Source organism: Neisseria shayeganii, assembly GCF_014054965.1.
GTDB lineage: Bacteria > Pseudomonadota > Gammaproteobacteria > Burkholderiales > Neisseriaceae > Eikenella > Eikenella shayeganii.
In genome coordinates this window covers 1,743,890-1,767,243 of the sequence record NZ_CP059567.1, presented here as the reverse complement: position 1 = coordinate 1,767,243, position 23,354 = coordinate 1,743,890, and the positions used below count along the sequence as shown (strand labels likewise).

The following is a 23,354-nucleotide window of genomic DNA, read 5'->3' as shown; positions in this document are numbered from 1 at the left end:
ATACCAGATGAATGTCGATTCGGCCTAGGGCTACCTGTAAAGACTGGCGGTAGTGCCGTTGCAGCCGTTGCAGGGCGGCTTCGGCAACAGGACGGTCGGCCTCGTCGGTGTAGTAGATGCCGGTGCGGTATTGTTCGCCGATGTCGTTGCCTTGGCGGTTGAGACTGGTGGGGTCGATCAGGCGGAAGTAGTGGGCGAGCAGGTGGGGCAGGGGCAGCCGCGTGTCGTCGTATTGCAGGCGGACGGTTTCGGCGTGGCCGCTGTTTTCGCGGCATACCTGCTCGTAGCTGGGGTGTTCGGTGCGGCCGTTGGCATAGCCGGAAACGGCGGATACGATGCCTTCGATGCGGCGGAAATAGGCTTCCACGCCCCAAAAGCAGCCGCCGGCCAGATAGATGTCTCGGATCATGATGTGTGTGGTGAGGTGGATGGGTGTTTCAGCTGGTCTGAAGCCTTTGCCGCCGCGCCTTGAACGGCATTTGTATGGAAGCGTTTGGCCAAGGTTTCAGGTTTTGTTTGTTTTAATGATCAGGGTTTGCGCACGTAGCGGGAGCTGTCTTCCCAACGGCCTTTGACCAGTTTTTCTTCGGTAACCAAGATGGTGTATTCAGAGCGGAAGCCGTCCCACGTGCTGCGGCCGACTTCCTGCCAGCCTTCGTCGGGGAAGATTTTCCATTCTTCGAAGGTGCGGAAGCAGCAGCCGGTTTGGGCGGTGGTGATCAAAATCTGGCGGCGGGTGTCCACTTCAAACAGGCCCACGCCGTACAGCGCCAGTTCGCTGAGGTCTTCGTCGAAAGTGAAATGGCCGCCCGGCCGCTGGGTGTAGATGTCGTAGCTGGCGCTGCGGTTGAGGCTGTTGTTGCCGTTGCGCACGGCGGCATCGACTTGGCCGTCGAAGTTGAAGTCTTTCATCACCAGCAGCGATTGGCTGTTTTCGGCGCTCAGGGCGGTACCGGCCGCCGGCAGGTTGTCGGTATTGAGCAGCAGGTGTTTGGAGTCGATGCGTTGGCGGAAGCCGTCTTTATGCAGAATGATGTGGCCGTTGCCTCTGCAGACTCTTTGGTCGCAGCGGTCGATGGTGACACTGGCCTTCCAGCCGGTAGGCAGGCCGGAGAGCTCGAAACTGCGGCCGTAGGCTTGGAGGGTGAGGAAAAAAGAGGCGATCAGGATCAGTGTTTTCATGGCGGTTTCACACAAGTTTGCAGACTGGAAAAGTAAGTGTGTTACTTATTTTGTTGTGGTTTTTGTAGGGTGCGGGTTTGCCAGCGGCCGTTTTCCCATATTTCTTCGGTGATTTCAAGTTGGCCCGGCGTGGTGGTGTCGTGCGTGGTGCGGCGGATATTGTGCAGTTTGCCGTCGGGCAAAACCGCCCATTCTTCCTGCAGATGCACGCAGCAGCCGATGCGGGCGGTGGTGGTCAGCACTTTGCGCGCGGCATCGGTTTGGAACAGTCCCATGCCGAGCAGGGTTAAATCGCTGAAGTCTTGGCTGAACAAAAAGCGCTTGGCGGTGTTTTGCAGGTACACGTCGTAGCCGGGGCTGAGGTAGAGCCCCTGATTGCCGTTTTACACCGCCACGTCGGCAAGGCCGTCGAAATTGAAATCGCCGATGGCCAGCGGGCTGTGCAGATAGGGCAGGCGGCTGCCGTCTGCCGGCGGGACAAAGCCGGCATCCGCAGACTCGAACTGCTGCCGGAAACCGTTGCCGCTTAAGCGGATGACGGCCGGGCCGTTGCAGGCTGTTGCGGTGCAGTTTTTAACGCTTATTTCGGCCCGCCAACCGTGCGGCAGATCGGCCACGACAAACTCCTTGCCGTAGCTGGCTGCGGATAAGGCGAGCAGGGAAACAAACAGTCGGGTTTTCATGTCGGCATCCGGAAACAGGCCGCTAGGAAGCGGATTTAAACATATTTTGCAACGATTTACAAAGCATCTGTGGCCGGGCGGCGGCCGGACAGGGGGCGGATAAGGGGAGGGCGGCGCAAACTGCCGCGGATAGGGCGTTTCTGTTGCCTGCGGCTGGGGCAAAGATTGTTAATACGGGTGGCGGCCGAAGACAAACCGTTGGCTGTGGCTGCCGTTGCAGGGCGATAAGACCAGCGGGCCGCCGGGCTGGAGGTTGTCGAGACAGAGCGGTGCGGCGCGGCTGCGGATGCTGTGGCCGTCGCTGTGCCATTGTTGGCTTGGGCTGTGGCGGCAGGGTGAGGTAACGGCGCGGATGCCGGTTTGCAGCAGGCCGTGTTCGGTATCCACGCACAGGCCGGCGGCGTTGCGCAGGAGGAAGCCGTCGAAGGTGAAACGCTGGCTGTGGCGGCCGTGGCAGGGCGCGGTGTTCAGGTAGCCCGGATGGGCGGCGTCGAGGCAGCCGCTGTCGGCGGCGCTGCGCAGGGTGGTATGGCTGGGGAGGGGGTGCGGATAGGCGGCATCGGGATAGAGGCCGCGCTCGCCGTAGATGACGGTGGTGCCGGGCGGGGCGTGGATGTGGACGGTTTTGTGTACGGTGTGGCGCGATTCCACCGGCAGATTAAGGTTGAGATAGCGTCCGTCCGGGGTGTCGAGATAGGTGCAGCCGGCAGTGAGCAGCAGTAAGCAGGCGGCGGGGAAGGAGGGGCGGAGGTTCATGGCAGGCTACCTGAAAACGGGATGCCGGCGCAGCGCCGGGTTTATAAACAGTCGGCCAGGAATTTACGCATCAGGCGGCATTCGATGCCGACTTCGGGGTTGAGCGGCAGCACGGCTTCGCCCAATACGCTGTAGCCGTTGAGCAGATAAAAGGGCTCGGAATTGAGCGAGGCGTAGAGCTTGAGCATGCCCAAGCCGGCTTCGTGGGCCAGCGATTCGGCGCGGCCGAGCAGGGCGGTGCCCAAGCCTTGGTTGTGCACGAAGGGGTGCACATAGAGAGCGTCGAGCTGGGCTTCTTGCAGGTTGAGCTGGAAAAAGCCCTGGATATGGCCTTTGTATTCGATCACCCACAGGGTTTTCCATTGGTCGTGCAGGGTGTCGAGGTAGCTGTCGGGAGAGAGCAGTTGCAGCCAAGCCTGCAGCACGGTGTCGTCATAGGCGCGGGCGCAGGTGTAGCGCACGGCGTATTGGTGTGCGTTGTAGATGTGTTCGCAATCTTGCGCTTGGGCGGGGCGCAGAAGGGTAATTAGGCTCATGGCGGCGGGGCGGAGTGGGGAAAGGCCTTGATTTTACTGAATCGGCAAGGGCGGCGCAAACCCAGCCGCCGGATGGCCGGAGGCTACCTGAACAGGAGACGCTGTCCGGCCAGGAATGCCTGCATGAGGGGATATGGTTTCCCTTTCAGGTAGCCTGACGGTTAGCGGCACAGGCGGGCAGGGCGGCGGCGATGGCTTCGGCCATGCGGCGGCTGGCGCCTTGGTGGGCTTGGATGAAACCGGCGGCTTGGGCGGCATAGCGCTGCCGTTCGGCAGGATCGGCCAGCCAGCGGCAGACGGCGGCATACCAGTCGGCCGGGGTGGCGACTTGAAGGGCGGCGCCGGCGGCCACTGCGCCGGAGCAGGCGGCGGCAAAGTTGTAGGTGGAGTAGCCGAACAGGGCGGGTTTGCCACAGGCAATCGGCTCGATGATGTTTTGGCAGCCGGTGTCCACCAAGCTGCCGCCGACAAACGCCATATCGGCGGCCAGATAATAGGCGAACAGTTCGCCCATGCTGTCGCCGATCCAGACTTGGGTGTCTGCCGCCACGGCGGTTTCGTCGCTGCGTTTTTGGGCGCGCAGGCCCAAGGCTTGCGCGGTGTCGAAGGCGTTTTGGAAACGCTCGGGGTGGCGCGGCACGATCACCAGCAGGGCGTCGCCCCGATAGGCGCGCCATTGTTGCAGCAGCAGCTCGGCTTCGTCCTGGCCTTGGTGTTCGCGGGTGCTGGCGCACACCACCACCGGCCGCCGGCCGATGCGCTGGCGGAATTGCGCGGCCAAAGCGTGCATGGCTGCGGGCGGAGCGATGTCGTATTTGCTGTTGCCGCACACTAGGGGCGTGGCGGCGCCGATCTCGGCCAAACGGCGGGCATCGGCTTCGCTTTGCGCCAGCACGCGGCAAAAGCCCTGCATGGCGGGGCGGAACAGGCCGGGCCAGCGCCGGTAGCCGCGGGCGGACCGCTCCGACAGGCGGGCGTTGGCCAAGAACAGCGGCAGGCCGGCTTGGCGGCAGGCATGGATGAGGTTGGGCCAGATTTCGGTTTCCATCAGGATGCCGAAGCGCGGACGGTGCTGGGCCAGAAAGGCGGCGGTCCACTCGGGGTGGTCGTAGGGCAGATAACGGCATTGCGCCTGCGGGAACAGTTGTTCGGCGGTGGCGCGGCCGGTGGGGGTCATTTGGGTGAGCAGCAGCGGAGCATCGGGGAATTGCCGTAGCAGTTCGGCTACCAAGGGCTGGGCGGCGCGGGTTTCGCCCACGGAAACGGCGTGAATCCAAATGGCGTTTTGCAGCGGTTCGTCCACTGGCTCGCCGAAGCGTTCGCCTTGATGGCGCAGGTAGTCGGGCGAGCGGCGGCTGCGCTTGTTCAGCAGGTGGCGGGCCAGCGGGGCGCCGAGGCGGCGGGTGAGGAAGCGGTAGAGGCGGAACGGCAGGGTCATAGTTTCAACTAGCTTGTTGGGGCGGCATTCAGGTAGCCTGCTGTGGCCTTGTGCCGCCAATAGGCTACCTGAAAAGCGATCAATCGAAGCGGATGGTGTAGCGCGCTTCGCCGCCGACGGAATCGGTGCCGACGCGGGCGATGGCCTGCAGCGAAGCGTTGATCTGCCAGATCAGCTTCACGGCCTGGTTGGCGCTGGTGACGCTGTATTCGTAGCCCAAATACAGCTCGTTGGTGAGCCGCTTGCCGAAGGTGATGATTTGCTCGGCCGGGTTGAGCTCGCCGGTTTGCGTGTTGCGCGTGCGGCGGGTGGTCATGCCGAAGTCGTCCACCAGGCCAAGTTTGTCGTTCACATTGCCGGCCAAGAAGGCGCCGGCGGCGGCGGCCACGGCGGCTTCGTCGCTTTCGTTGCCGCTGCTGGCGCGGCCGAGAATCAGCCAGGTGAGTTTGTCTTTGTCGCTCATCGGTTCGTTGGCAATCAGGCTCACGCGCGGATTGCTCAGGTTGCCGAGCACTTCCACGCCGGCGCCCACGGGCGAGAGTTTGCGCACCGCACGTAGGTTGAGGTTGGGGTCGGACAGCGGGCCGACAAAGGAAATGGTGCCTTTTTCGATCACCAGATCCTGGCCGTAGGCCTTGTATTGGCCGCGCACGATGTTGACGCTGCCGACGGCGCGCAGGTCTTCCCGCGGCTGGGCGGTGACGGTGAGCTTGCCGCCCAGCATCACGTCCAGCCCTTCGCCGCTGAAACGGAAGTTGTCGTTCAGGTCGAGCTCCAAATTGAGCGCAATGGGTGTGGGGGCGGCGGCCTGTTCGGGTTTGTCTTCGCCCAATACCACCACGTCGTCGTCCAAACCGGGCATGCCGGATTTTTGGAAACCGAAGTGGCCGCTGTCGGCTTTCAGGGTGCCGCTCAGGGCGATGCCGCGCTGCGGGGTGTAGAGCAGGGCGGCGTCGCCGCTGAGGGTGAGCTTGCGGTTGGGGGTGTCGAGAATCTGGTAGCGGTTGAACAGGGCGGTAACGTCCACATCGGGCGTGGTGCCGGTGAGGTTGACGCGGCCTTTGAGTTCGACGCTGCCGTCTTTGCGTTTGAAGGCCAGCGAGTCGATCAGCCAGTCGCGCCCTTGGAAGCGCGAGTTCAGGCTGCCGTTGTCGAGAATGACGCCGGTGTTGCGGTCGCGGTAGTAGAGGTTGCTGCCTTTGGCGGTGCCGTTGAGGCGCGGCTCGCCCACGGTGCCGCTGACGGTGGTGTCGATGTTGAGGCGGCCTTTGGCGCTCATGCCGGCGGGCATCAGGTAGCGCAGGTTGTCGAGATCGGGCACGTCGATTTTCAGGTAGCCGCTGATGGGGGCGGCCACGATGCTGCTGCCGAAGGTTTGGCTGATGGCCACGGCGGCATCCACATTGCCGTAGCGGGTTTGCCCGGTGAGACGGTTGTCGATGCGGCCGCTGTGGAAGCGGGTGTCGAGCACGATGTTTTGCAGGCCGAGCGCTTGCTGGCGGTAGGCGATGACGGCGTCGCCCGACTGCTGGCGCAGTTTCAGGTAGCCGGTGGCGTTTTGGCCGTAGTTGATGTCCCAGTCGCCGCCGATGACCAGATTTTGTTTGAAGGCGGGCGGCTGTTGGCTGTTGTTGGCGGTTTGCAGCAGGTTGTCGAGTTCTTCCAGATGTAAGCCGCTGGCGCTGCCTTTGGTGGTGATGCCGCGGCGGGCTTCCCAGACGAAGTTTTGCAGGTTGAGGCTGCCGCGCATGGCGGCCCAGCGGGCGTTGGTCATCTGCACGCGCTCGGCGCCGGCTTCGAGCTGGATGGGGTTGAGCAGCTTGAGGTTGAAGGCGCCGCCGATATCGAGCTGGCCGACGCGGCCGCGCCATTGGTGCTGGTCGTTCAGGCCGCCGGCGGCGGCGAGGTTGAGGCGGTAGGGTTTGCCGTCGAGCAGCAGGCTGGCGTTGCCGCCGAGAGTGTGTTGGCGGCCGGTGCCGTCGGCTTTGAGATCGACGAGGTCGATTTGGGTGCTGCCGATTTGGATTTGGCGGCCGTCGAGTTGGATGTTGAGCGGTTTGGCCAGATCAGGCGAGCCTTTGAGGTTGAAGTCGAGGCGGCGGATGCGCACGGCGTCGCGCACGGCCAGGCCGTCGGCGTGGCCGCGCAGGTCGGCGGTGAGCTGGCTGGGTTCGCCGGCCAGTATGCCTTGTGCTTTCAGGTAGCCTGCCAGGCCGAAGCCGAACAGGTCGAGATTGGGGGCGTCGATGTCGAGGTTGAGTTTGTCGCCGGCTTTGCCGAAGCTGCCTTTGGTTTGGATGCGGTTGCGGCCGAGGGTGAGGTTGATGTCGGCTTGGGGCAGGTGGCCGTCGCGGTAGGCCAGCTCGGCTTTGCCGCCCAGCGCGGCGCCGGAGAGGCGGCTGTCTCGCCAAACCATGTTGAGTTTGAGGTCGCTGCCGTCGGCCAGGGTGCCGCTTAAGTCGATGCTGCCGTTCACGCTGCCGGCGGGCAGGTCGGCCATCACGGCGGCGGGGTTGAAGGCGCGCGAGGCTACCTGAAGCATGATCGGCTGTTGTTGGAACAGGCCGATATCGGCTTCGGCGGTGAGTTCGCCGCCGTTGGCCGGGGCGATGCGCACGTTTTCGAAGCGCAGCGAGCGCTGGCGGTTTTCGCGGTCGGTGAGCAGGCGGAACAGGCCGCTGGTGGCGGTTTGGCGGTCGCGCAGTTCCCAGCGGGCTTCGGGGTTGTCGAAGCTGCCGCGGGCGGTGATGGTGCCGTCGATGAGGAAGGGCAGCTGCTGCTGCACCACGTCGTGCACTTTGAACTGCTCCACAGCGGCGGTGAGGTTGAGGGCGTCGTTTTCGGCGGCGGTATCCAGGGTGCCGTTGAGGATGAGGCGGCCTTTGGCGGCCAGCAGGGCGGCTACGTTGTGCAGCTGCAGTTTGCCGTCGGTGCCGATGTGGAGGTCGCCGTTGAGGCTTTCTACAGGAATGCCGTTTTGGTCGAAACCGGCCGGGCTGTGGTTGCGGAATTCGATGACGCCGCTGAGGGTGTCGGCTTGGACGGCCGGTTCGACGGCCAGATTGAACACCAGCTCGGCTTCGGGCAGGCCGTCGTCGAAATCGGCGGGGTTGAGGTGGCGGCCTTCGAGGTTGAGGCTGACGATTTTGCGGTTCAGCTGCGGTTCGAAGGGGCGCAGGCCGCCGCGCAGCACGAAGTGGGCGGCGCTGTCGCCGCTGCCGTTAAGTTGCACGTGTACATCGGGCTCGGCCAGGCTGCCGCTCAGGGAGGCGGCGCTGGTGGCGGCTTCGCCCTGTAAGTCGCCCTGGCCTTCGATGCTGGCTTCTAAAGCGAAGGGAGAGGCGGTGGCGATGGCGGCCTGGCCTTTGAATTCGTGCCACGGTGTGCGCAAAGCCTCGATGTTCAGGCGGTGCTCTTGGTGGTCGTAGCGGTAGCTGAGGACGGAGGGCAGCAGCACGGTGTTGTCTGGGGTGCCGCTGCTGATGCGGCCCACTTCCAGCGCGTCAATTTGTACGCCGAGGGGCAGGCTGATGCTTTGCGGCAGTTGCGGCGGCGGGCTTTCTTCGCGCGGGGGTACCGGTTTGCCGGCAATGTGGATGTCGCCGGCGGCCAATTTGCGGATGTGCAGCTGCCGCTGCCAGAGCGCTTGCGGCTGCCAGTCTAGGCTGAGGCGGCTGATGTCCACATCGGCGCCTTCGGTGGCTACCTGAATCCCCTGGCCTTCAAAGCCGCGCCACAAGGTGCCTTGCAGCTGCTGGATGCGGATGTCCACGCCGAACCATGAGGGAATGCGGGTGAGGCCGAAGCGCAGGCCGGATTCGGTGCCGCCCAGCCAGACCAGCAGGCCGGCGGTCAGCATCAACAGCAGCAGGACGGCGGCGGCCAGTCGTTTCCACCACGAACGGCGTTTCGGGGCGGGCGGCGGGGTTGGGGTGTCGGCGGTGAGGACGGCGGTATCGGACATGGTGCGGTGTGTGGTGGGTTCGGGTGGGTTTCAGGTAGCCTGCATCTTTGCTGAAGCATGGAAAACGGTGCAGGCGGTTTGATTTAGGCGTGTTCTTCGGCTTCGGCTTGGCGGCGGTATGCTTCCGCACGCTGCATATTGGCTGCGATGTCTTTTTTTTCGCTGTCGTACAAGCCGGCATAAATGGCCCAAGCGGCAATGGTGGCGAGAATCAGTAAAAAAGTGAGCGGTACAAAGCCGTCATGCAGCATGTAAAGCGCCAGCAGGCCGATAGCGGGCATCGCCAGCGCCGAGAGCAGGGCGGATTGGCGGGCTGTAGCCAGATGTTGCGGCAGTTTCTCCGCCGTCCACGCATCGGGGTCGAACAGCGCTTCATTCACCGGTGTGCGCCACATAAACCAAGTAATGTAATAAAACAGGGCGGGAACAACCATACTGGTTGAGAAATCGGTGAAGGCCTGCCAACCCAAGAGGTTGCCAATTACATAGACGGGCATGAAGAGCAGAATAAAGCCGAACAGATGCGACAGACAGCGGGCGGCCTGTTCGTGCAAGAGCTGGCGTTGGCGTTCGTCTAGGCCGTCTCCGTTATAGAGGCGGAACAGCTTAAACAAGCGGGAGGATTCAGTTTGCCTTTGCATCGGGAGTGTCTCCGTTGTCGGGCCAAAACAGGGCGTTCAGGTCGGTATCCAGCACCTGTGCCAGGCGGATGCACAGCGACAGGCTGGGGTTGTAGCCTTGGTTTTCCACCATATTCACGGTTTGCCGCGAAACGCCGACGGCGTGGGCCAACGCTTGTTGGGATAAGCCTTTGGCCCGGCGGTATTGCTTGACTCTGTTCACGGGTTTGGCGCCGGGGTTGTCAAATATAGGCGACATTTTGCGGAGGTATTGGGATATTGTCAAATATAGATGACATTTCTGTTGCGTTTTCAGGTAGCCCGACGACGGTGCGCCAGGCTACCTGAACAGGCCGGTGGTTTAAAAACGGGTGCCTAGGCTGATGTGCCAGCGCAGTTTGCGGTCGTGGTGGCCGTAGGCGATGTCGAAGGAGAAGGGGGCGATGGGGCTGAACCAGCGCACTCCCAGGCCGCTGCCGTGCCGCCAGTTGAGGTGGGCGAAGTCGTGGTTGACGGCGCCCATGTCGTGGAACACGGCCAGCGAGAAGTTTTTGCTGATCGGGCGTTGGTATTCCAAGCTCACCACGCCCAATACGCGGTCGGGCAGCACCGAGCCGTTGGGGCCGTTGAGGCCGATGCTGTCGAGTTCGTAACCGCGCACGCTGGTGGCGCCGCCGGTGCGGTACATCAGCACGGAGGGCACGGATTTGTCTTGGCCGGAGCGGGTGTAGCCCAATTCGCCGCGGGCGATGAAGGTGCCGATGTTTTTGTTTTCCGGAGTGAAATAGTAGCCGGCGCGGCCGTAAACGCGTTGGGTGCTGGCGGAAGAGAGCAGGGTGCCCAAGGTGGTGCCGACTTTGCCTTCGAGATAGTAGCCGTTTTCGGGCCGCAGCAGGGTTTCGATGTTTTGGCGGCGCCAGGAAGCGGTGAGCATCAGGGCGTTGCTGCGGCCGAAATCTTGCCCGCCCGTGATGCGGCGGGATTCGGTAATGTATTCGAGGCCGATGCGCGATTCGATGCCGTTGCGGTCGCGCACGCGCCAAATGCCGGCTTGGGCGGTTTCTTTATCCAGCTTTTGGGTGGTGGAGCTGTCGTAGTTGAGGCTGGCGGTCCAGTAGTGGCCGTTGCTGTTGCGCGGTTGGCTCAGGCCGATGCCGGCGGTTTTTTCGTAACGGCCGATGTCGGCGGCGGCGGAAAACACATAGCCGCGGGTAAACACATTGTAGTGTTCGTAACCCAGGCGGATGCCGGGGCCGTCGGCCGAGTCGTAGCGCAGGCCGAGGTCAACCTTCTGGCGCGGTACTTCGGTGACCGACACCACCAGCGGCACGCGGTTTTCCACCATTTTGGCAAAGTCCACTTCCACTTGGGCGCGGCTGTAATGGCTGTCTTGTTCCAAGGCCTGCTGGTAGTCGAGCACTTTGTCGAAGTCGTAGGGCTCGCCTGCTTTGAATTGGGCCAGGCCGGTGATGACGGATTCGGGATAGCGCTCGTTGCCTTGGATGTGAATGTCGCCGAAATACACCGGCTGTTTGCTGTCCACGCTTACCGACAGCACGGCTTTGCTGGTTTCGGGGTTGATGGTGGCGCGGCTTTCGCTGAGGGTGGCCAGCGGGTATTTGTGGCGGCGCACCGCGGAGAGCACGGCGTCTTTGCTGCTGCTCCATTCGCTGTTGACGAAGGGGTCGTCGATGGGCAGCGACCAGTTGGCCATGGCGCGTTTGTAGTAGGCGGCCAGATCGCTTTCCTGCAACACGCCGCCGACGATGGAGACTTCCACGTCGTCAATGGTGGTGCGCGGACCGGGGCGTACGCTCACCAGCCAGCCGCTGCTTTTGGGGGCTACCTGAATCTCGGCGCGGAAATAGCCTTGTGAGCGCACCATCTGTTTCACTTCGTCGGGCGCTTCTTCGGCCAAAAACTGCATCTGCTCGCGGTCGATGTCGGCTTCCGGCTCGGTTTGGCGGGTAATCAGCGACAGGTGTTCGCGCAGCATGGCGGCGATATCCTCGGGGGCGTCGATTTCGATGGGAAAGGGCAGCCGCTCGGCCGGGGTGTCGGGTGAGGGAATGTCGGCCGCCGCTTGAGCGGCGGCTTCGGCGGGCGCATCGCCGGCGGGTGTCGGCTCGGCATGGGCGGCCAGGCCGGCCAGCAGGACGGAGAGAACGGCGGCGTGAAGCGGGCGGATCTTCATGAATTCGGTGTGGGCGGGCAAGATAAAGATTAGGGTGGCTCAGGGGCGACGGGCGGCCGGGCATACCGGCGGATTCGGTGCGGGCCAAAGGGCGCGAATATTAGCATTTTCAGGCGTTGTTTTGAAGGTTTCGGCGTCTTGCATCCGGCAGGGAAACGGCGGTTTTACATAAACTTGCTTCTCGGCGGGCGGGTGGGCAAAGCCGGTTTTCAGGTAGCCTGCCGCCTCATATAACGGTGGCTTCTATCGACAGCGCAAAACGGTATTTTGAACCGGCGGCGGCGGTGTTTATGATGCCGCCCCTGCCCGTGTTTGCCGAAAGATATTCGAAAAAGGGCCGTTTGGCGTGCCGCGATGCGCACATGCCGGGCGGCCGCGGTGCCGGCGGGCAGGATAACGCTTGGATAAGGAGTGATGATGACTGATTTCAGATGGGGCCGTTTGGGCCAGCGATTGGGGCTGGGCGGCCAAGTGGCTTTGGCCTTGCTGGCCGCAGTGGTGTTGGCTTTGCCTGCGCGCGGAGCGGCTTGGGGGGCGCATTTGTCGGTGGCGGGCGATTTGCTCGGCATGCTGTTTGTGGGTGCGCTCAAGGCGGTGGCGCCGGTGTTGGTGTTTGTGTTGGTGGCGGCGGCTTTGGCCCGCCACCGCACGGGCAGCGGCAGCGGTATCCGTCCGGTGTTGGTGCTGTATGTGGCGGGCATGCTGTTGGCCGCTTTGGTGGCGGTGAGCGCCAGCTTTCTGTTTCCGTCTTTTGTGCCCCTAAGCGGGGTGGAAGCCGCCAGCCGGCCGGTGCCTTCCGGTGTGGGCGAGGTGTTGCGCAATTTGGCGGGCAAACTGGCGGTCAATCCGGTGCAGGCGCTGGCGGAAGCGAATTATGTGGGCATTTTGTTGTGGGCGGTGTTGATCGGCTTGGCTTTGCGCCATGCCGGCGAAGCCACCCGCAATATGCTGGCCGATGCGGCGGAGGCGGTGTCGCGCGTGGTGCGCTGGATCATCCGCTTGGCACCGCTGGGCATCTTCGGTTTGGTGCTGACCACGGTATTGAACACCGGTTTGGAGAGCCTGGGGGCGTATCTGCATGTTTTGGCGGTGATTGTGGGAGCGATGGTGTTTACCGCTTTGGTGGTGAATCCGCTGATTGTGTGGGTGAAAATCCGCCGCAATCCTTATCCTTTGGTGTGGACCTGCCTGAAAGAAAGCGGCTTGATTGCCTTTTTTGTGCGCAGTTCGGTGGCCAATATTCCGGTGAATCTGGCTTTGTGCAAAAAGCTGGGCTTGGATGAGGAGACCTATTCGGTGTCGATTCCGCTGGGGGCGACCATGAATATGGAAGGCGCGTCGATTACGATTACCGTCCTCACGCTGGCGGCGGTGCACACATTGGGCATTCCGGTGGACTTTCTGACCGCCTTCCTGCTGGTGTTGGTGGCGGTGGTGGGTGCCTGCGGGGCATCCGGCGTACCGGGCGGCGCGCTCCCGCTGGTGCCGATGGCGTGCAGCCTGTTCAATATCGATCACGATGTGGCCATGCAGATGGTGGCGGTGGGCCTGATCATTATGGTGGTGCAAGATCCGTGCGGCACGATGTTGAACTCCTCCACCGATGTGGTGTTTACCGCGGCGGCCGACCCGTCTTACCAACAGCGTCCGCAGCTGGCCGCCGAGCCGGTGCAACAGGTTTTATAACCGGCGTAAGGGAAACGGCCGATGGGGCAGGAAGGGCTGGGCAGCCGTTTCCTGCCCTGTTTTTTGCCTGTTCCCGGCGGGCGGGCAGACCGAGACCTTTGCAAAACCTCCAGGTGTGGGTGCAGTTCAAGGCGTAGCAGTGCAGTGAACGTGAACGCCAGGAATCCCTGGACAGACATATCATACAGACAGGCAAGTGAACGAGCAGTACCTCTAGGGCATAAACGCACAACGCAGAAATGCGCCGCAGATGGCGGTTTGCAAAGGTTTCAGCCTGATTTATCTACACATCTGTTTTCTGTAAGCCATTGCTTGCGATTCATTGATCTTCAGTTTATTGGCACCCTTTATCCGCTTGACGGGGAGAGATATGCCCTTGCTGCAAATGCAGCACCCGGTCGCAAATGCCCAAAGTGGACAGGCGGTGGCTGACCAAAATCACGATTTTGTCGGCCTTCAAGCGCAGCAGGGTTTGCAGTATCAGCGCTTCGTTGAGGCTGTCCAGATTGCTGGTGGGTTCGTCCAGCAGCCATACCGAAGCATCGTGCAAAAAGGCGCGCGCCAGGCTGAGACGTTGTTTTTCGCCGTCGGAAAACAAGCCGCCGTGTTCCGGCACCATCGTATCGTAGCCTTGCGGCAGGGCCATAATCCGCTCGTGGATATTGGCCATTTTTGCTGCCGCCTCCACCTCGTCGCGACTGGCGCCGCGCCGGGCCATCACAATGTTTTCGTATACCGAGCAATGGAACAAATAGGTGTGCTGGCTCAGATACACCATATGTTGGCGCAGGCTGTTGGTATTGATGTGGCGCAAATCGCAGCCGTTGAGGCGGATGCTGCCGTTATGCGGATCAAACGCACGAAGCAGCAGCTGCAACAGCGTGGACTTGCCGCTGCCGCTGGCGCCGTGTATGCCGATGATTTCGCCTCGATGCGCATGAAAGCTGACATCGTGCAACACCGCTTGGCGTTCATAATCAAAGCCCACCCCGTTCGCTTCCAATGTTTTTACTTCGCTTAAATCGGTTTGGTTGCGCACCTCCTCCACCGCCGCCGGTTCGGCCAGCAGCGCCAACACCCGTTCGGCGGCGGCCAGGGTTTGCGGCAGACCGGCAGACAGATTGCTCAAGGCCACAAACGGGCCGTAACTGGCCAATAGGGTAATCACCGCCGCCAGTGCGCCGCCAAAGCCAATTTTCCCAACGGCCAACAAATACAGCGCCAGCGCCAGCATCAGCAGATTGCCTCCGGCCAGCAGTGCTTCGGTATAACCGCGCACCGCCGCCTCATGCCCTTTGGCGCGGCGGAAAGAAGCGTCCAGTTGCCGGCTGTGTTGCTCCAGCGCCTGCAAACGCGTGTCGCGCAGGCCGAATACCACCACCTCGCGCATGCCGCGCACGGTATCGAGGAAAAACGCCGACAGCGCCCCCATTTGTGCACGATATTCGCGGCTGAGCGCCTGCTTGCCCCGTGCCAGCCGCCGTGGCAGCCAATAGGCCAAGGCGGTGTACACCAGCAGGGCCAGCACAGCCAGCGGCCAGGCGATTTGCGCCAGAAACACGCTAAAGGTTAGCGCCGAGAGCAGTGCAATCAGAATCGGTGCGATGGTGTGGGCGTAAAACACCTCGATCAGCTCCACATCGGTGGTGATCACGCTCACCAACTGGCCGGCATCGTGGCGGTTGAGTTTTTGGAAAGCCTGGCGGCGCAGGGCGTCGAAGATATGGTTGCGCAGCAGCGCCAACAGCTTGAAGGCCACATAATGCCCGCCCAACTGTTCGCCGTAGCGCAACACCCCGCGCAGCAACGCGCAGCCGGCCAGCAGGCCGAACACACCGGCCAGCGACGGCGACCACGGCGGCGCTTCGCCCAGCAGCAAGAGCACGCCCATACAGGCCGACAACATCAGCGCCCACAAGGCCATGAAGCCAGCCCAACCGAGCAGCACGGTCAGCAGCAAAGCCGGGGTCAGCGGCCCGACCAGACGCAGCAGGGCGCCAACCGTGCGCCAGCCCGATGCAGATTTACTCATGGTACGCTCCTTGGCGGTAAACGGCTTCCAAAGCCTGTTGTTGCCGGAACAGCTGCGCATACAAACCGTTTTGCCGCAGCAGTTCGTCATGTATGCCCTGCTCAACTAGCCGGCCGCGGTCGAACACATACACCCGGTCGGCTTGAACGGCGGCGCTGAGGCGGTGCGACACCATCACCAGCGTTTTATGCCGCTTCAGGCGGGCAAAGGTCTGCAAAATCAGCTGTTCGCTGTCGATGTCGATATTGCTGGCGGCTTCATCCAGCAAATAGGCATCGGCGTCGTAAAGCAACGCCCGCGCCAACGCCAACCTTTGCACCTGACCGCCGGAGAGATTGCGCCCCTGATCGAGCAGCATCATCTCCAAGCCGCCGTTGGCGCGCACAAAGCCGTCGAGATTCACCGAGGCCAGCGCCGCATACAGCGCCGCATCGTCGGCTTCGGGGCAGACCATCAGCAAATTGTCGCGCAGGCTACCTGAAAACACATGGCTGTGGTGGCCCACCCAACACACCCGTTGATGCACATCGTCGCGGTTCCAATCATCCAGCGGCCGGCCGTTGAGATACACCGTTTGCGGCGGTGCGGTTTGCAAACCGGCCAGCAGCGATAGCACCGTTGATTTGCCGCTGCCGCTGGGGCCCACCAGCACCGTCAGCTCGCCCGGCTGCGCGCTGATATTCACGTTTTCGAGCACCGGCGGGCCGTCGGCATAGGCAAAGTTCAAATTCTCGGTACGAAACGACAAGGGCGGCTGCAAGCGTGCAGTTGTTGTTGTTTGCGGCGCTTCCGGGCTGTCGAGCAGGCTGAAAATCTGGTCTGAGGCGCTCAAGCCGGTCATCGCCACATGGAAATACGAACCCAAGAGGCGCAGCGGCAGGAAGAACTCCACCGCCAAAATCAGAAAGGCAATCAGCGCCGCCAAACTCATCTGCCCGGCCTGAAACTGCCACAGTGCCACCCCGATGCCCGCCGCCGCGCCACCATAGGCCAGAATATCCATTAATGACACCGAATTGAGCTGCATCAGCAGCACCCGCATGGTGATTTGGCGGAAACGCTGCGCATCCTGATGCATCAGCGCCGCTTGATGGCCGTCGTCTTGAAACACCTTCAGCGTGGGCAAACCCTGCAAATTGTCGAGAAAGCGGCTGCCCAAATGGGTGTATTCGCCCCAGTAGCGGCGAAACAGCTTTTTGGCGGTGATGTTGACCGCCGCAATCGACAGCGGAATCAGCGGCACGCACAACAGCAGCGTGAGCGCCGCCGGCCAGTTGAACCACACCAAGAGCGCAAACAGCGTCAGCGGCGCCAGCAGGCTGTAATAAAACTGCGGCACATAGCGGCCGAAAAACACCTCCAGCTGCTCCACCCCCTCGGCCGCCGACTGGATGGTGGCTGCCGTAGCCGGCGGTGGTTCGCTGCGCCCGTACAGCCGAATCAGTTTGTGGTAAAGCAGCAGGCGCAGGCGGTGTTTGATTTGATGGCTGGCCAGATAGCTGTAATGCACCGCCCGCTGCCCGCTGAACGCACGCAGCAGCAGTGCGGCTATCAGACACAGTAGCAGCCAAACCGCATCGCCGGTTTGCCAGCGGCTCTGCTGTGCCGCCTGCAACAAATAGGCCGCCGCCAGCGCCGAAACCATGGCGGCCAGCAAACCCAGCCAGTTGCAGGCTACGGTCAGATAAATCCAGCGCCGGCATTCCGGCACCAGATTCAATAATCGTTTATCCAGTTTCATCAGTGGGATTCCCCCGATAAAAGTCCATCATCTATAGCCGTCGGTACAGAGACGTAGGTCGGATTCTCGAATCCGACATTTATGCATCATCACAATGATTGAACATTTCCGTGATAGTAATCATTTTGTCGGATACAAGTATCCGACCTACGTCTGCTGCCGGCAGTTAAAACGCATAGTTCAGCTTCAACATGGCCTCGTGGCTTCGGTAGTCGTTTACCCAAGAACTGCTGCGGTTGCGTGTGTGCTTGAGCGACAACACCGGGCTAAACCCCGGCCAAAGCGGCCGTGCCGGTTTGATGTCCAGCTGGTAGGTTTGCGTGGTGTCGCGGCGGCGGGTTTGCAGCCAAGCGTGCTCGGCGCGGTAGCTGCTGCGGCGCAGGCTGGCTTGCAAAGTGGTTTCCAGGTGTTGCCCCCAAGTTTTGCTCACGCCCAAGCGCAGGCCGTGGCGGCGGTAAGAATCTACCGCCTCGCGGCTGCGTTTGTCCAAATAATCGTAACCGCCAAACAGCAGCCAGTTATTGGGCAGGACGGCGGCGCCATGCAGCATGGCCAGGGTTTGCGGGCCGTTGAAATGCCGGTGTTCTTCGGCGCGATAGCGGTCGTGGCGGCGTTCGGCATATAGGCTGGCAAAGCCGTTGCGGCCGATTTCGCGCCCCCAGTTGAGTTGCAGGCCGCTGCTGCTGTGCTGCACATGTTTGCCGGCCACGGCTACCTGAAACGCCGGGCCGATGCTGAGGCTGTGTTGCCGGTTTTGATACACATAGGCCGGGCTGACGGACAGATGGTGTTCGTTGTGCTCGCTGTGACCGCGATACCAGCGGCCAAAACCGTGGGCTTGCAAACGCAGGGCATAGTGGCCGTGTAGCGACTGCTGGCGGTTCAGTGCCCATTCGTAGCCCAAGCCCTCGGCATTTACTGCTGCCGGCGTGGTGGCCGGCAGCAAGATGGTGTGGCATTGCAACTGCCCATTGGCACCCACCAGCGGCACGCCGTTGTGGTCGGTTTGGCATTGTTGTTGCGGCCGCCATACGGTGCGCTGCGAAGATTGGTTCAGATTGCTGGCATATACCGGCCCCAGTGCCAGCGAGCCATGCCAGGCATCGCGTTGGTTTAAAGCCTCGACAAACTGGCCGATTTTCTGATTGACCGCCGGCTGGCCGGGCACTTCCAAGCCCTCAAACAAGGCGCGGGCTTCGCGGTTTTGCTTATCGACAAACAGCAGCCGCGCCAAATCCAGCCGTGCGCGCGCAAACTGCGGATTGCGCGCATACAGTTGCCGGTAAAGCGCGATTGCCTGCGGCATATCGTTGGCCGCAATGGCCAGATTGGCCTCGGCAAACAGCACCATGTCGGCCTCATGGTTGGGTTGTTGCCGGTACAGCGCCAGCAGGCGGCGGATTTCGTCGGCCTGTTGCGCATTGATGGCTTGCAATAGCGCCAGCATCAACGTTTCCGGCGCGGTGGCCGCCGTGGCCAAAGGCAGCGAAACATCGCCCACGGTTTGCTGCTCGCGTTGCTGTTGTTGCGCGTTAATGCCCTGTTGTAATTGGTAAAAAGTATCATCTTGATTGGCTTGGGCGGGCAGGGCGGTTAAGAGCAGCAAAACGGCGGGCAAGCAACGCTTGAAAACAAACAAAGGCATGACACACTCTCTCGGAGAGGCCCGGCGGGCAAAATATCAGGCTGCCTGAAATTTCAGGCAGCCCGGACGCTGCGACCGGGGCCATCCGCCCCGGCCAAAGACTTATTGCTTGGCGCCGCCAAAGGCGGTATCCAGCTGGCTGTTGCCATTAAACTTGGCAATACCGGCCAGCGCCGCACCCTGGTTGCCATAGAAATGGCCTTGGGTGGTGCCGTTGATGCTGCCGTTGGCCTTGGCTGCGCCGCTAAACGAAGCATCGGCGGTATTGATGGTGGCATTATTAATGGTAATGCTTAAATCACTGCGCGACAGGGTGCCGTTAAGGCGATTATTGCCAAAGTCGGCGGTCAGCTGGCCTTGCAGCACTGCGGTATTGTGTGCCACATGGTTGTTAATGCCTTTAACCGTATAGGTGGCGGTGCCGCTGGTGGGCAGATTGGTGGTTTTGCCCACGCCGCTGTAGAACACGGTGCGGTTGCTGCCGGCGCTGCCGTTGGCCGCACCCGCCGCCACATCAGCCCATTCGCCAAACCACACATCGTTATTGCCCACTTGGGCAAACGACATGCGGCCCAGCTTGGAGTGGTCGGGCATGCCCGGAATCCAGCTGTAAAGACCGGTCATATTGTACATACGGCCCACATACACGCCTTGATTGTCTTTATGCATGATATTTTTGGAGACATACCAGCGGCCGGCCATGCTGGCCATTTTGTCCAAAGCCACCATTTTATTGTTGGCGGTATTGCCGGTTTGGGTCTTGTCAAACACCACCAAACCGGCTTTGCCGTCTGCCGTTGCGCCAACATCGATATGGCGGCCTTGCGGCAAGGGATTGGGGATGTTGGCATAGAGATCGGGCGCTCCGGCAAAACCGGGGTTGGCCAAGGCGGCACTGCTGCCAAGCAGGGCGGCTAAAGACAGGGTGATTGCTTGCACTTTCATGGCATTACTCCTTATGGAAAAGAGAAAAAAGGAAATTGCATTTACCTAGACAACGCCATTTCGACGCTGCCGCAGCGCAGTATAGATCATTCAATTTTAAAAGTAAATAATAATTATTATTAATTATAAAGAAAGTTGAACATTCTGAGCCTGTCGGAAATCTTTTGGCTGGACGTAGTTGCCTTATAGTTTGGGTTAAGGCGTAGCGCCAGTCCAACGCTTCTATTTCGGAGGATGGATTGTTGGGTTGCGGCGTACCGCCCAAGTCAATCTGCGGGTCTCAAACCGGAGGCTACCTGAAATCTTTCAGGTAGCCTCAAAACGCCGGCTTGGCTTACCATTTGCCGGAAATGCCCAGGCGGATGCTGCGGCCGGGGCCGGGCATAAACGAGCGGGAAAGCGGGTCGAGGTAATAGCGGTTGGTCAGATTGGTGCCGGACAATTCGGCGCTAAAATGCTTGTTGATGCGGTAGCGCACATAGGCGTCCCACAAGGCCACCGGCTGCCAGCGCACTGCGCTGCCGCCGCCAAAACGTTGTTCACAATGTGATTTGTCGCCAGGCCAGTGGGCAAAGCAGTCTTCACGGGCGCTTTTGTCGCGGGTGTCGTAAACGCGGCTGTGGTAGGTCAGGCGGCTGCCCACTTCCAGTTTTTCATCCCAGAAACGCGCCCCCAGATTGGCCACCACCGACCAGCGTGGTGCCACCATATGCTGCAGGTAGCCGTTTTCGGCCATGCCGCCGTTAAAGCAGCGCAGCCTCTGCTCTTCGCCGGTAATCACGCTGCGCCATACTGCATCGTCGCATACCTGATTTTTCAGATTGCGGGTTACCGCCAAATCGGCAAAGATGCGGCCGAAATCGGCGCGGCTTTGAAATTCTACGCCGGTACGGATTTGTTTGTCGTACTGCTGGATAATGTATTTGTCGTCGCGGTCGTAGATATTACGGGTGGTGTTGTGGAAATAGCCCAGACGCATATCGGCATAGCGCGCTTGGGGCAGCAGGCCGGTGAAGTCATGCACATAGCCCACTTCCCAGTTTTTGCCCCGCTCCGGTTGCAGGGTGCGGTATTTCGACAGATCAAGCTGGGTGCTGAAGCCGACTGTGCCTTCGAAGATGCTGGGGAAGCGTACGGTTTCAGCATAGCGGGCATAGAGTCGGCCCCTGTCGCCGATTTGCGCCGTCAAGCCCAGCATGGGCAACCAGCGGCTGCGTCCATAGCGGCGGCTTAATTCAGCCACCTCTTGATCATTTAATTCTTTTTCAGTTGTTACTTCTCCTCCCGGTTTTACATTTGGGCACTCAACCCCATAGTTTGTGTAACGTTCTTCAAACTCATCCTTGTCACAACGGTAAATTCGTCTAACGGTTCTGCCGTCCAATGGATTTACAGCTTGTGCATCCCAATCCGTTGAGAAATTGGGATGGTCTTTATAATGCAAGCGGCCATACGAATCGAGCTTCCATAAACGATCAACCCCTTCCACAAATAAATCTTCGCCTGTTTCTTTATGACGCAGTACGGTGACAGTTCTGTGCAGTCCTTGGTCGAACCATTCTTTTACTTCAGGGTCGAGATCCGAAGCGCCGTTACCATGCTGATCCCACTGTTGTTTAAACCGATTGTATAAATCTAATTGTTCAGGCGAAGCAATTTGAGCATATCTGACCCGCTCCCCCAATGTCATAGACGGTTTGTAATTGGGATTGGCTTCTTTCAGCCTATTGATAAACGATTGCAGGTTCTCATCACGCACTTCAGAACGGCTTTGGCGGGCGCCGGCTTCAATGGTGAGCCAGGAAAACGGGCGGTAGCGGAAATTAAAACCGAAATTGACTTCCTGGCGCCTGCCGGAACGCGGCGCGGCAACATTATAGGTTTGGGTATTGTAGTTGATGGGGTCTGAACCGTTATTGGTAGCCTGCAAACCGTCGCTAAAGGTTTTATTGGGATTGTTGAAAAACTCGTCAAAATTGCTGTGCCCCTTCAGGGTTTCATACTGGATATCGCCCATCAGGGTTAATTCCAGATTGTCGCGCAGCCTCATCCGGTTGGAGAGCTGGAAGCCGACACGGTTGTTTTGGGCGTGATAGGCCTCGCCGGCAATGGTGTTAAAACGGTTGTCGACATTTTTCAAATAATCGGCCGGATCGGGTTTGTTCGGCACCGGCACGCCCATGGCGCGCAGGCGTTCTATCAGCACTTCCCGCCAATTGGGGTCTTGGATGTCGATGCCCATGGCGGCCGGGTCCAGGCCCATGTTGCGGAAATCATCTACGGACAGACTCATGAATTGGTCATATTGATTACGGTCTCCGCTAAATTGGGTATCGATATACAAAACATCACCGGGCGCGCCGCCGGCGGAGTTGGTTTTGGAGCGGGTGCGGGTGGTCCACAGCGAGGCGTTTAGGTCTATCCAGCGGCTGTCTTGCGGTTTCCAGCGCCAATCCAGATTGTAAGCCTGCTGTTTGACCCAGGCCTCCGGCCATTGCAGCACGGTGCCGAAAGTATCGGGGGTAACGCCCAGGCGCGAAGGCATCACTTCGCCAAAGCGGGTATGGGTATGGCGCAGGCCCAGTTTCAGCGTATGGCCTTCGGCCGGCCTGAGGGTGAATTTGCCCAGCCAAGAGCGGGTATTGAGCGAGGTGTTGGTGACTTCGCCGCCGGGGTGATACAGCAAGGCAATCCACGGCATATAGGGGTCGCGGTTTTGGGTCATGATCTGGGACAAAGGCGTATTCGGGTCTTTGCCCTGGCCATAGTCTTCGCCGCCGTTTTTGCCGGAAAAATAATTGCCTTTGTTGCGGTAGGCATAGGCCAGCATGGCATCGAAATTTTCCTGTTTGGTGGCGGCGGCAATACGGAAGGCTCTGTCGCCGAAGAATTTGTTTTGCCCGTCAAAGCGCTGGGCTTGGCGGTCGCCTTTGCCGAAATACAGCCGCCACATACCGCCGGTCACATCATTCGGGCTGCTCAAGGTGCGGTAATCCACGCTGTTGCCGTAGATGTTTTTTAAGGGTTCGATGGAGTTGTTGCCGGTTTCCACCCGCACTTCCAGGCCGTATTTTTGCCCTTCGGGCACAATATCGTCGGCATCAATGGTTTTCATCGCCATGGCACCGCCGATGCCGCTTCTGACCTCGCGGTTCAGCGAAGGGCCTTTTTCCACATACACGCTGCTGATGATATTGGGGTCCACATAGTTGCGGTTGTTGACGCCGGCATAGCCGCGCCAAACGGTAATCGATTGCTCGGTGCCGTCCACGGTGACCGGAATGCGCCCCTGGCCTTGCACGCCGCGGATATTGGGGTCGATGGCGCCGCTGTTGCGCGAGTCGCCGCTGTGCACGCCCACCATGCCGCTGATCAGGTCGGAAACGCTGTTGCCGCGATAGGTTTCGATTTCCCGCCTGCCTTTATAGACATTGCTGATGTCGCGGGTATAGACGCGGCTGTGGCCGATTTCGTCTTTGGGAATGCGCCTGCCTTCCACCACAATGGTGGGCAGGGTGGTTTCATTGCTTGCTTCGGTACCGTCGGCAGCAGCGTCCAAATAAGCGGCGGGCGGGTGGGTTTCCTCTTTTGTTTCGGTATTGTCGGCCGCATAGGCGGGCATGGCCAAATAGGCGGTGGCCAGCGCCACAATGATGGGCTTGGGCGACAAGCAAGGCGGAAAACGGCGTACAGCCATAATAAAACCCCTTTCAGAATTCGATTTTTTGGTGAATCCCCCGGCAGTAGGTACGACGAGGGCGGACGGATAATTAATTTGTGTAAATTATTGCAATAATATCATTGGATAAAAATCATTATCAATACTAAATTAATCTTTGGTGTTGATTCTATTGTCTCAGCAAGAGTCTTGCGGGTGGATGCTTGGCAGGGGAGAGCCGAGACCTTTGCAAACTTCCCTCATGGCCAAGACG

The 23,354-nt window shown here is 60.4% G+C and carries 16 protein-coding genes and 3 pseudogenes; 2 read left to right on the top strand and 17 right to left on the bottom strand.

Going from position 1 to position 23,354, the window contains the following annotated elements; translation table 11 throughout:
- Window positions 1-31: 31 nt before the first annotated feature.
- From msrA to H3L94_RS08560, 11 genes and pseudogenes are all read right to left on the bottom strand, one after another.
- A pseudogene (msrA, locus tag H3L94_RS08610) lies at window positions 32-403 on the bottom strand (peptide-methionine (S)-S-oxide reductase MsrA); the annotation flags it as partial.
- A 125-nt stretch (window positions 404-528) separates the two neighbouring features.
- Window positions 529-1,182 carry an XAC2610-related protein gene (locus H3L94_RS08605; protein WP_182121681.1) on the bottom strand — a complete coding sequence of 218 codons (654 nt, stop codon included), beginning with the start codon at window positions 1,180-1,182 and terminating at the stop codon, window positions 529-531.
- Window positions 1,183-1,223: 41 nt separating this feature from the next.
- Window positions 1,224-1,550: pseudogene (locus tag H3L94_RS08600) on the bottom strand (XAC2610-related protein); the annotation flags it as partial.
- A gap of 15 nt (window positions 1,551-1,565) precedes the next feature.
- Window positions 1,566-1,865, bottom strand: a complete 300-nt coding sequence (locus tag H3L94_RS08595) for a hypothetical protein (protein WP_182121679.1) — start codon at window positions 1,863-1,865, stop codon at window positions 1,566-1,568.
- A 168-nt stretch (window positions 1,866-2,033) separates the two neighbouring features.
- On the bottom strand, window positions 2,034-2,621 hold the full coding sequence (locus H3L94_RS08590; protein WP_182121678.1) for a ricin-type beta-trefoil lectin domain protein: 588 nt from the start codon (window positions 2,619-2,621) through the stop codon (window positions 2,034-2,036).
- A 41-nt stretch (window positions 2,622-2,662) separates the two neighbouring features.
- On the bottom strand, window positions 2,663-3,157 hold the full coding sequence (locus H3L94_RS08585) for a GNAT family N-acetyltransferase (RefSeq protein WP_009118846.1): 495 nt from the start codon (window positions 3,155-3,157) through the stop codon (window positions 2,663-2,665).
- Between the two features lie 145 nt (window positions 3,158-3,302).
- Window positions 3,303-4,595, bottom strand: a complete 1,293-nt coding sequence (gene waaA, locus H3L94_RS08580; RefSeq protein ID WP_182121677.1) for a lipid IV(A) 3-deoxy-D-manno-octulosonic acid transferase — start codon at window positions 4,593-4,595, stop codon at window positions 3,303-3,305.
- A gap of 79 nt (window positions 4,596-4,674) precedes the next feature.
- A complete protein-coding gene (locus H3L94_RS08575; protein ID WP_182121676.1) occupies window positions 4,675-8,559 on the bottom strand; it encodes a translocation/assembly module TamB domain-containing protein in 3,885 nt (1,294 codons plus the stop codon).
- A gap of 83 nt (window positions 8,560-8,642) precedes the next feature.
- The gene (locus H3L94_RS08570) at window positions 8,643-9,200 is read right to left on the bottom strand and encodes a hypothetical protein (RefSeq protein ID WP_182121675.1); all 558 of its coding nucleotides are present in this window, start codon (window positions 9,198-9,200) and stop codon (window positions 8,643-8,645) included.
- Window positions 9,184-9,402: a helix-turn-helix transcriptional regulator gene (locus H3L94_RS08565; protein WP_182121674.1), complete on the bottom strand. Its 219-nt coding sequence runs from the start codon at window positions 9,400-9,402 to the stop codon at window positions 9,184-9,186. Before H3L94_RS08565 ends, H3L94_RS08570 begins: the two co-directional genes overlap by 17 nt.
- Before the next feature lie 138 nt (window positions 9,403-9,540).
- Complete coding sequence (locus H3L94_RS08560) at window positions 9,541-11,373, bottom strand: autotransporter assembly complex protein TamA (RefSeq protein ID WP_182121673.1); 1,833 nt, start codon at window positions 11,371-11,373, stop codon at window positions 9,541-9,543.
- A gap of 290 nt (window positions 11,374-11,663) precedes the next feature.
- Here H3L94_RS08560 and H3L94_RS12790 point away from each other — a divergent pair, with 290 nt between their 5' ends.
- On the top strand, window positions 11,664-11,798 hold the full coding sequence (locus tag H3L94_RS12790) for a hypothetical protein (protein WP_280525468.1): 135 nt from the start codon (window positions 11,664-11,666) through the stop codon (window positions 11,796-11,798).
- Window positions 11,788-13,059: a serine/threonine transporter SstT gene (sstT, locus tag H3L94_RS08555; protein ID WP_182121672.1), complete on the top strand. Its 1,272-nt coding sequence runs from the start codon at window positions 11,788-11,790 to the stop codon at window positions 13,057-13,059. Before H3L94_RS12790 ends, sstT begins: the two co-directional genes overlap by 11 nt.
- A gap of 86 nt (window positions 13,060-13,145) precedes the next feature.
- On the opposite strand, the pseudogene H3L94_RS12875 reads toward sstT, so the two are convergent.
- From H3L94_RS12875 to H3L94_RS08530, 6 genes and pseudogenes are all read right to left on the bottom strand, one after another.
- Window positions 13,146-13,342 (bottom strand): annotated as a pseudogene (locus H3L94_RS12875) (hypothetical protein); the annotation flags it as partial.
- Between the two features lie 51 nt (window positions 13,343-13,393).
- A complete protein-coding gene (locus tag H3L94_RS08550) occupies window positions 13,394-15,091 on the bottom strand; it encodes an ABC transporter ATP-binding protein (RefSeq protein ID WP_182121671.1) in 1,698 nt (565 codons plus the stop codon).
- Window positions 15,084-16,832, bottom strand: a complete 1,749-nt coding sequence (locus H3L94_RS08545) for an ABC transporter ATP-binding protein/permease (RefSeq protein WP_182121670.1) — start codon at window positions 16,830-16,832, stop codon at window positions 15,084-15,086. Before H3L94_RS08545 ends, H3L94_RS08550 begins: the two co-directional genes overlap by 8 nt.
- A gap of 166 nt (window positions 16,833-16,998) precedes the next feature.
- The gene (locus H3L94_RS08540) at window positions 16,999-18,477 is read right to left on the bottom strand and encodes a surface lipoprotein assembly modifier (RefSeq protein ID WP_182121669.1); all 1,479 of its coding nucleotides are present in this window, start codon (window positions 18,475-18,477) and stop codon (window positions 16,999-17,001) included.
- 102 nt (window positions 18,478-18,579) lie between these two features.
- The gene (locus H3L94_RS08535; protein ID WP_182121668.1) at window positions 18,580-19,422 is read right to left on the bottom strand and encodes a Slam-dependent surface lipoprotein; all 843 of its coding nucleotides are present in this window, start codon (window positions 19,420-19,422) and stop codon (window positions 18,580-18,582) included.
- A 334-nt stretch (window positions 19,423-19,756) separates the two neighbouring features.
- Window positions 19,757-23,119 (bottom strand): TonB-dependent receptor domain-containing protein, encoded by a 3,363-nt coding sequence (locus H3L94_RS08530; RefSeq protein WP_182121667.1) that lies wholly within the window; start codon window positions 23,117-23,119, stop codon window positions 19,757-19,759.
- Between the last annotated feature and the right edge of the window lie 235 nt (window positions 23,120-23,354).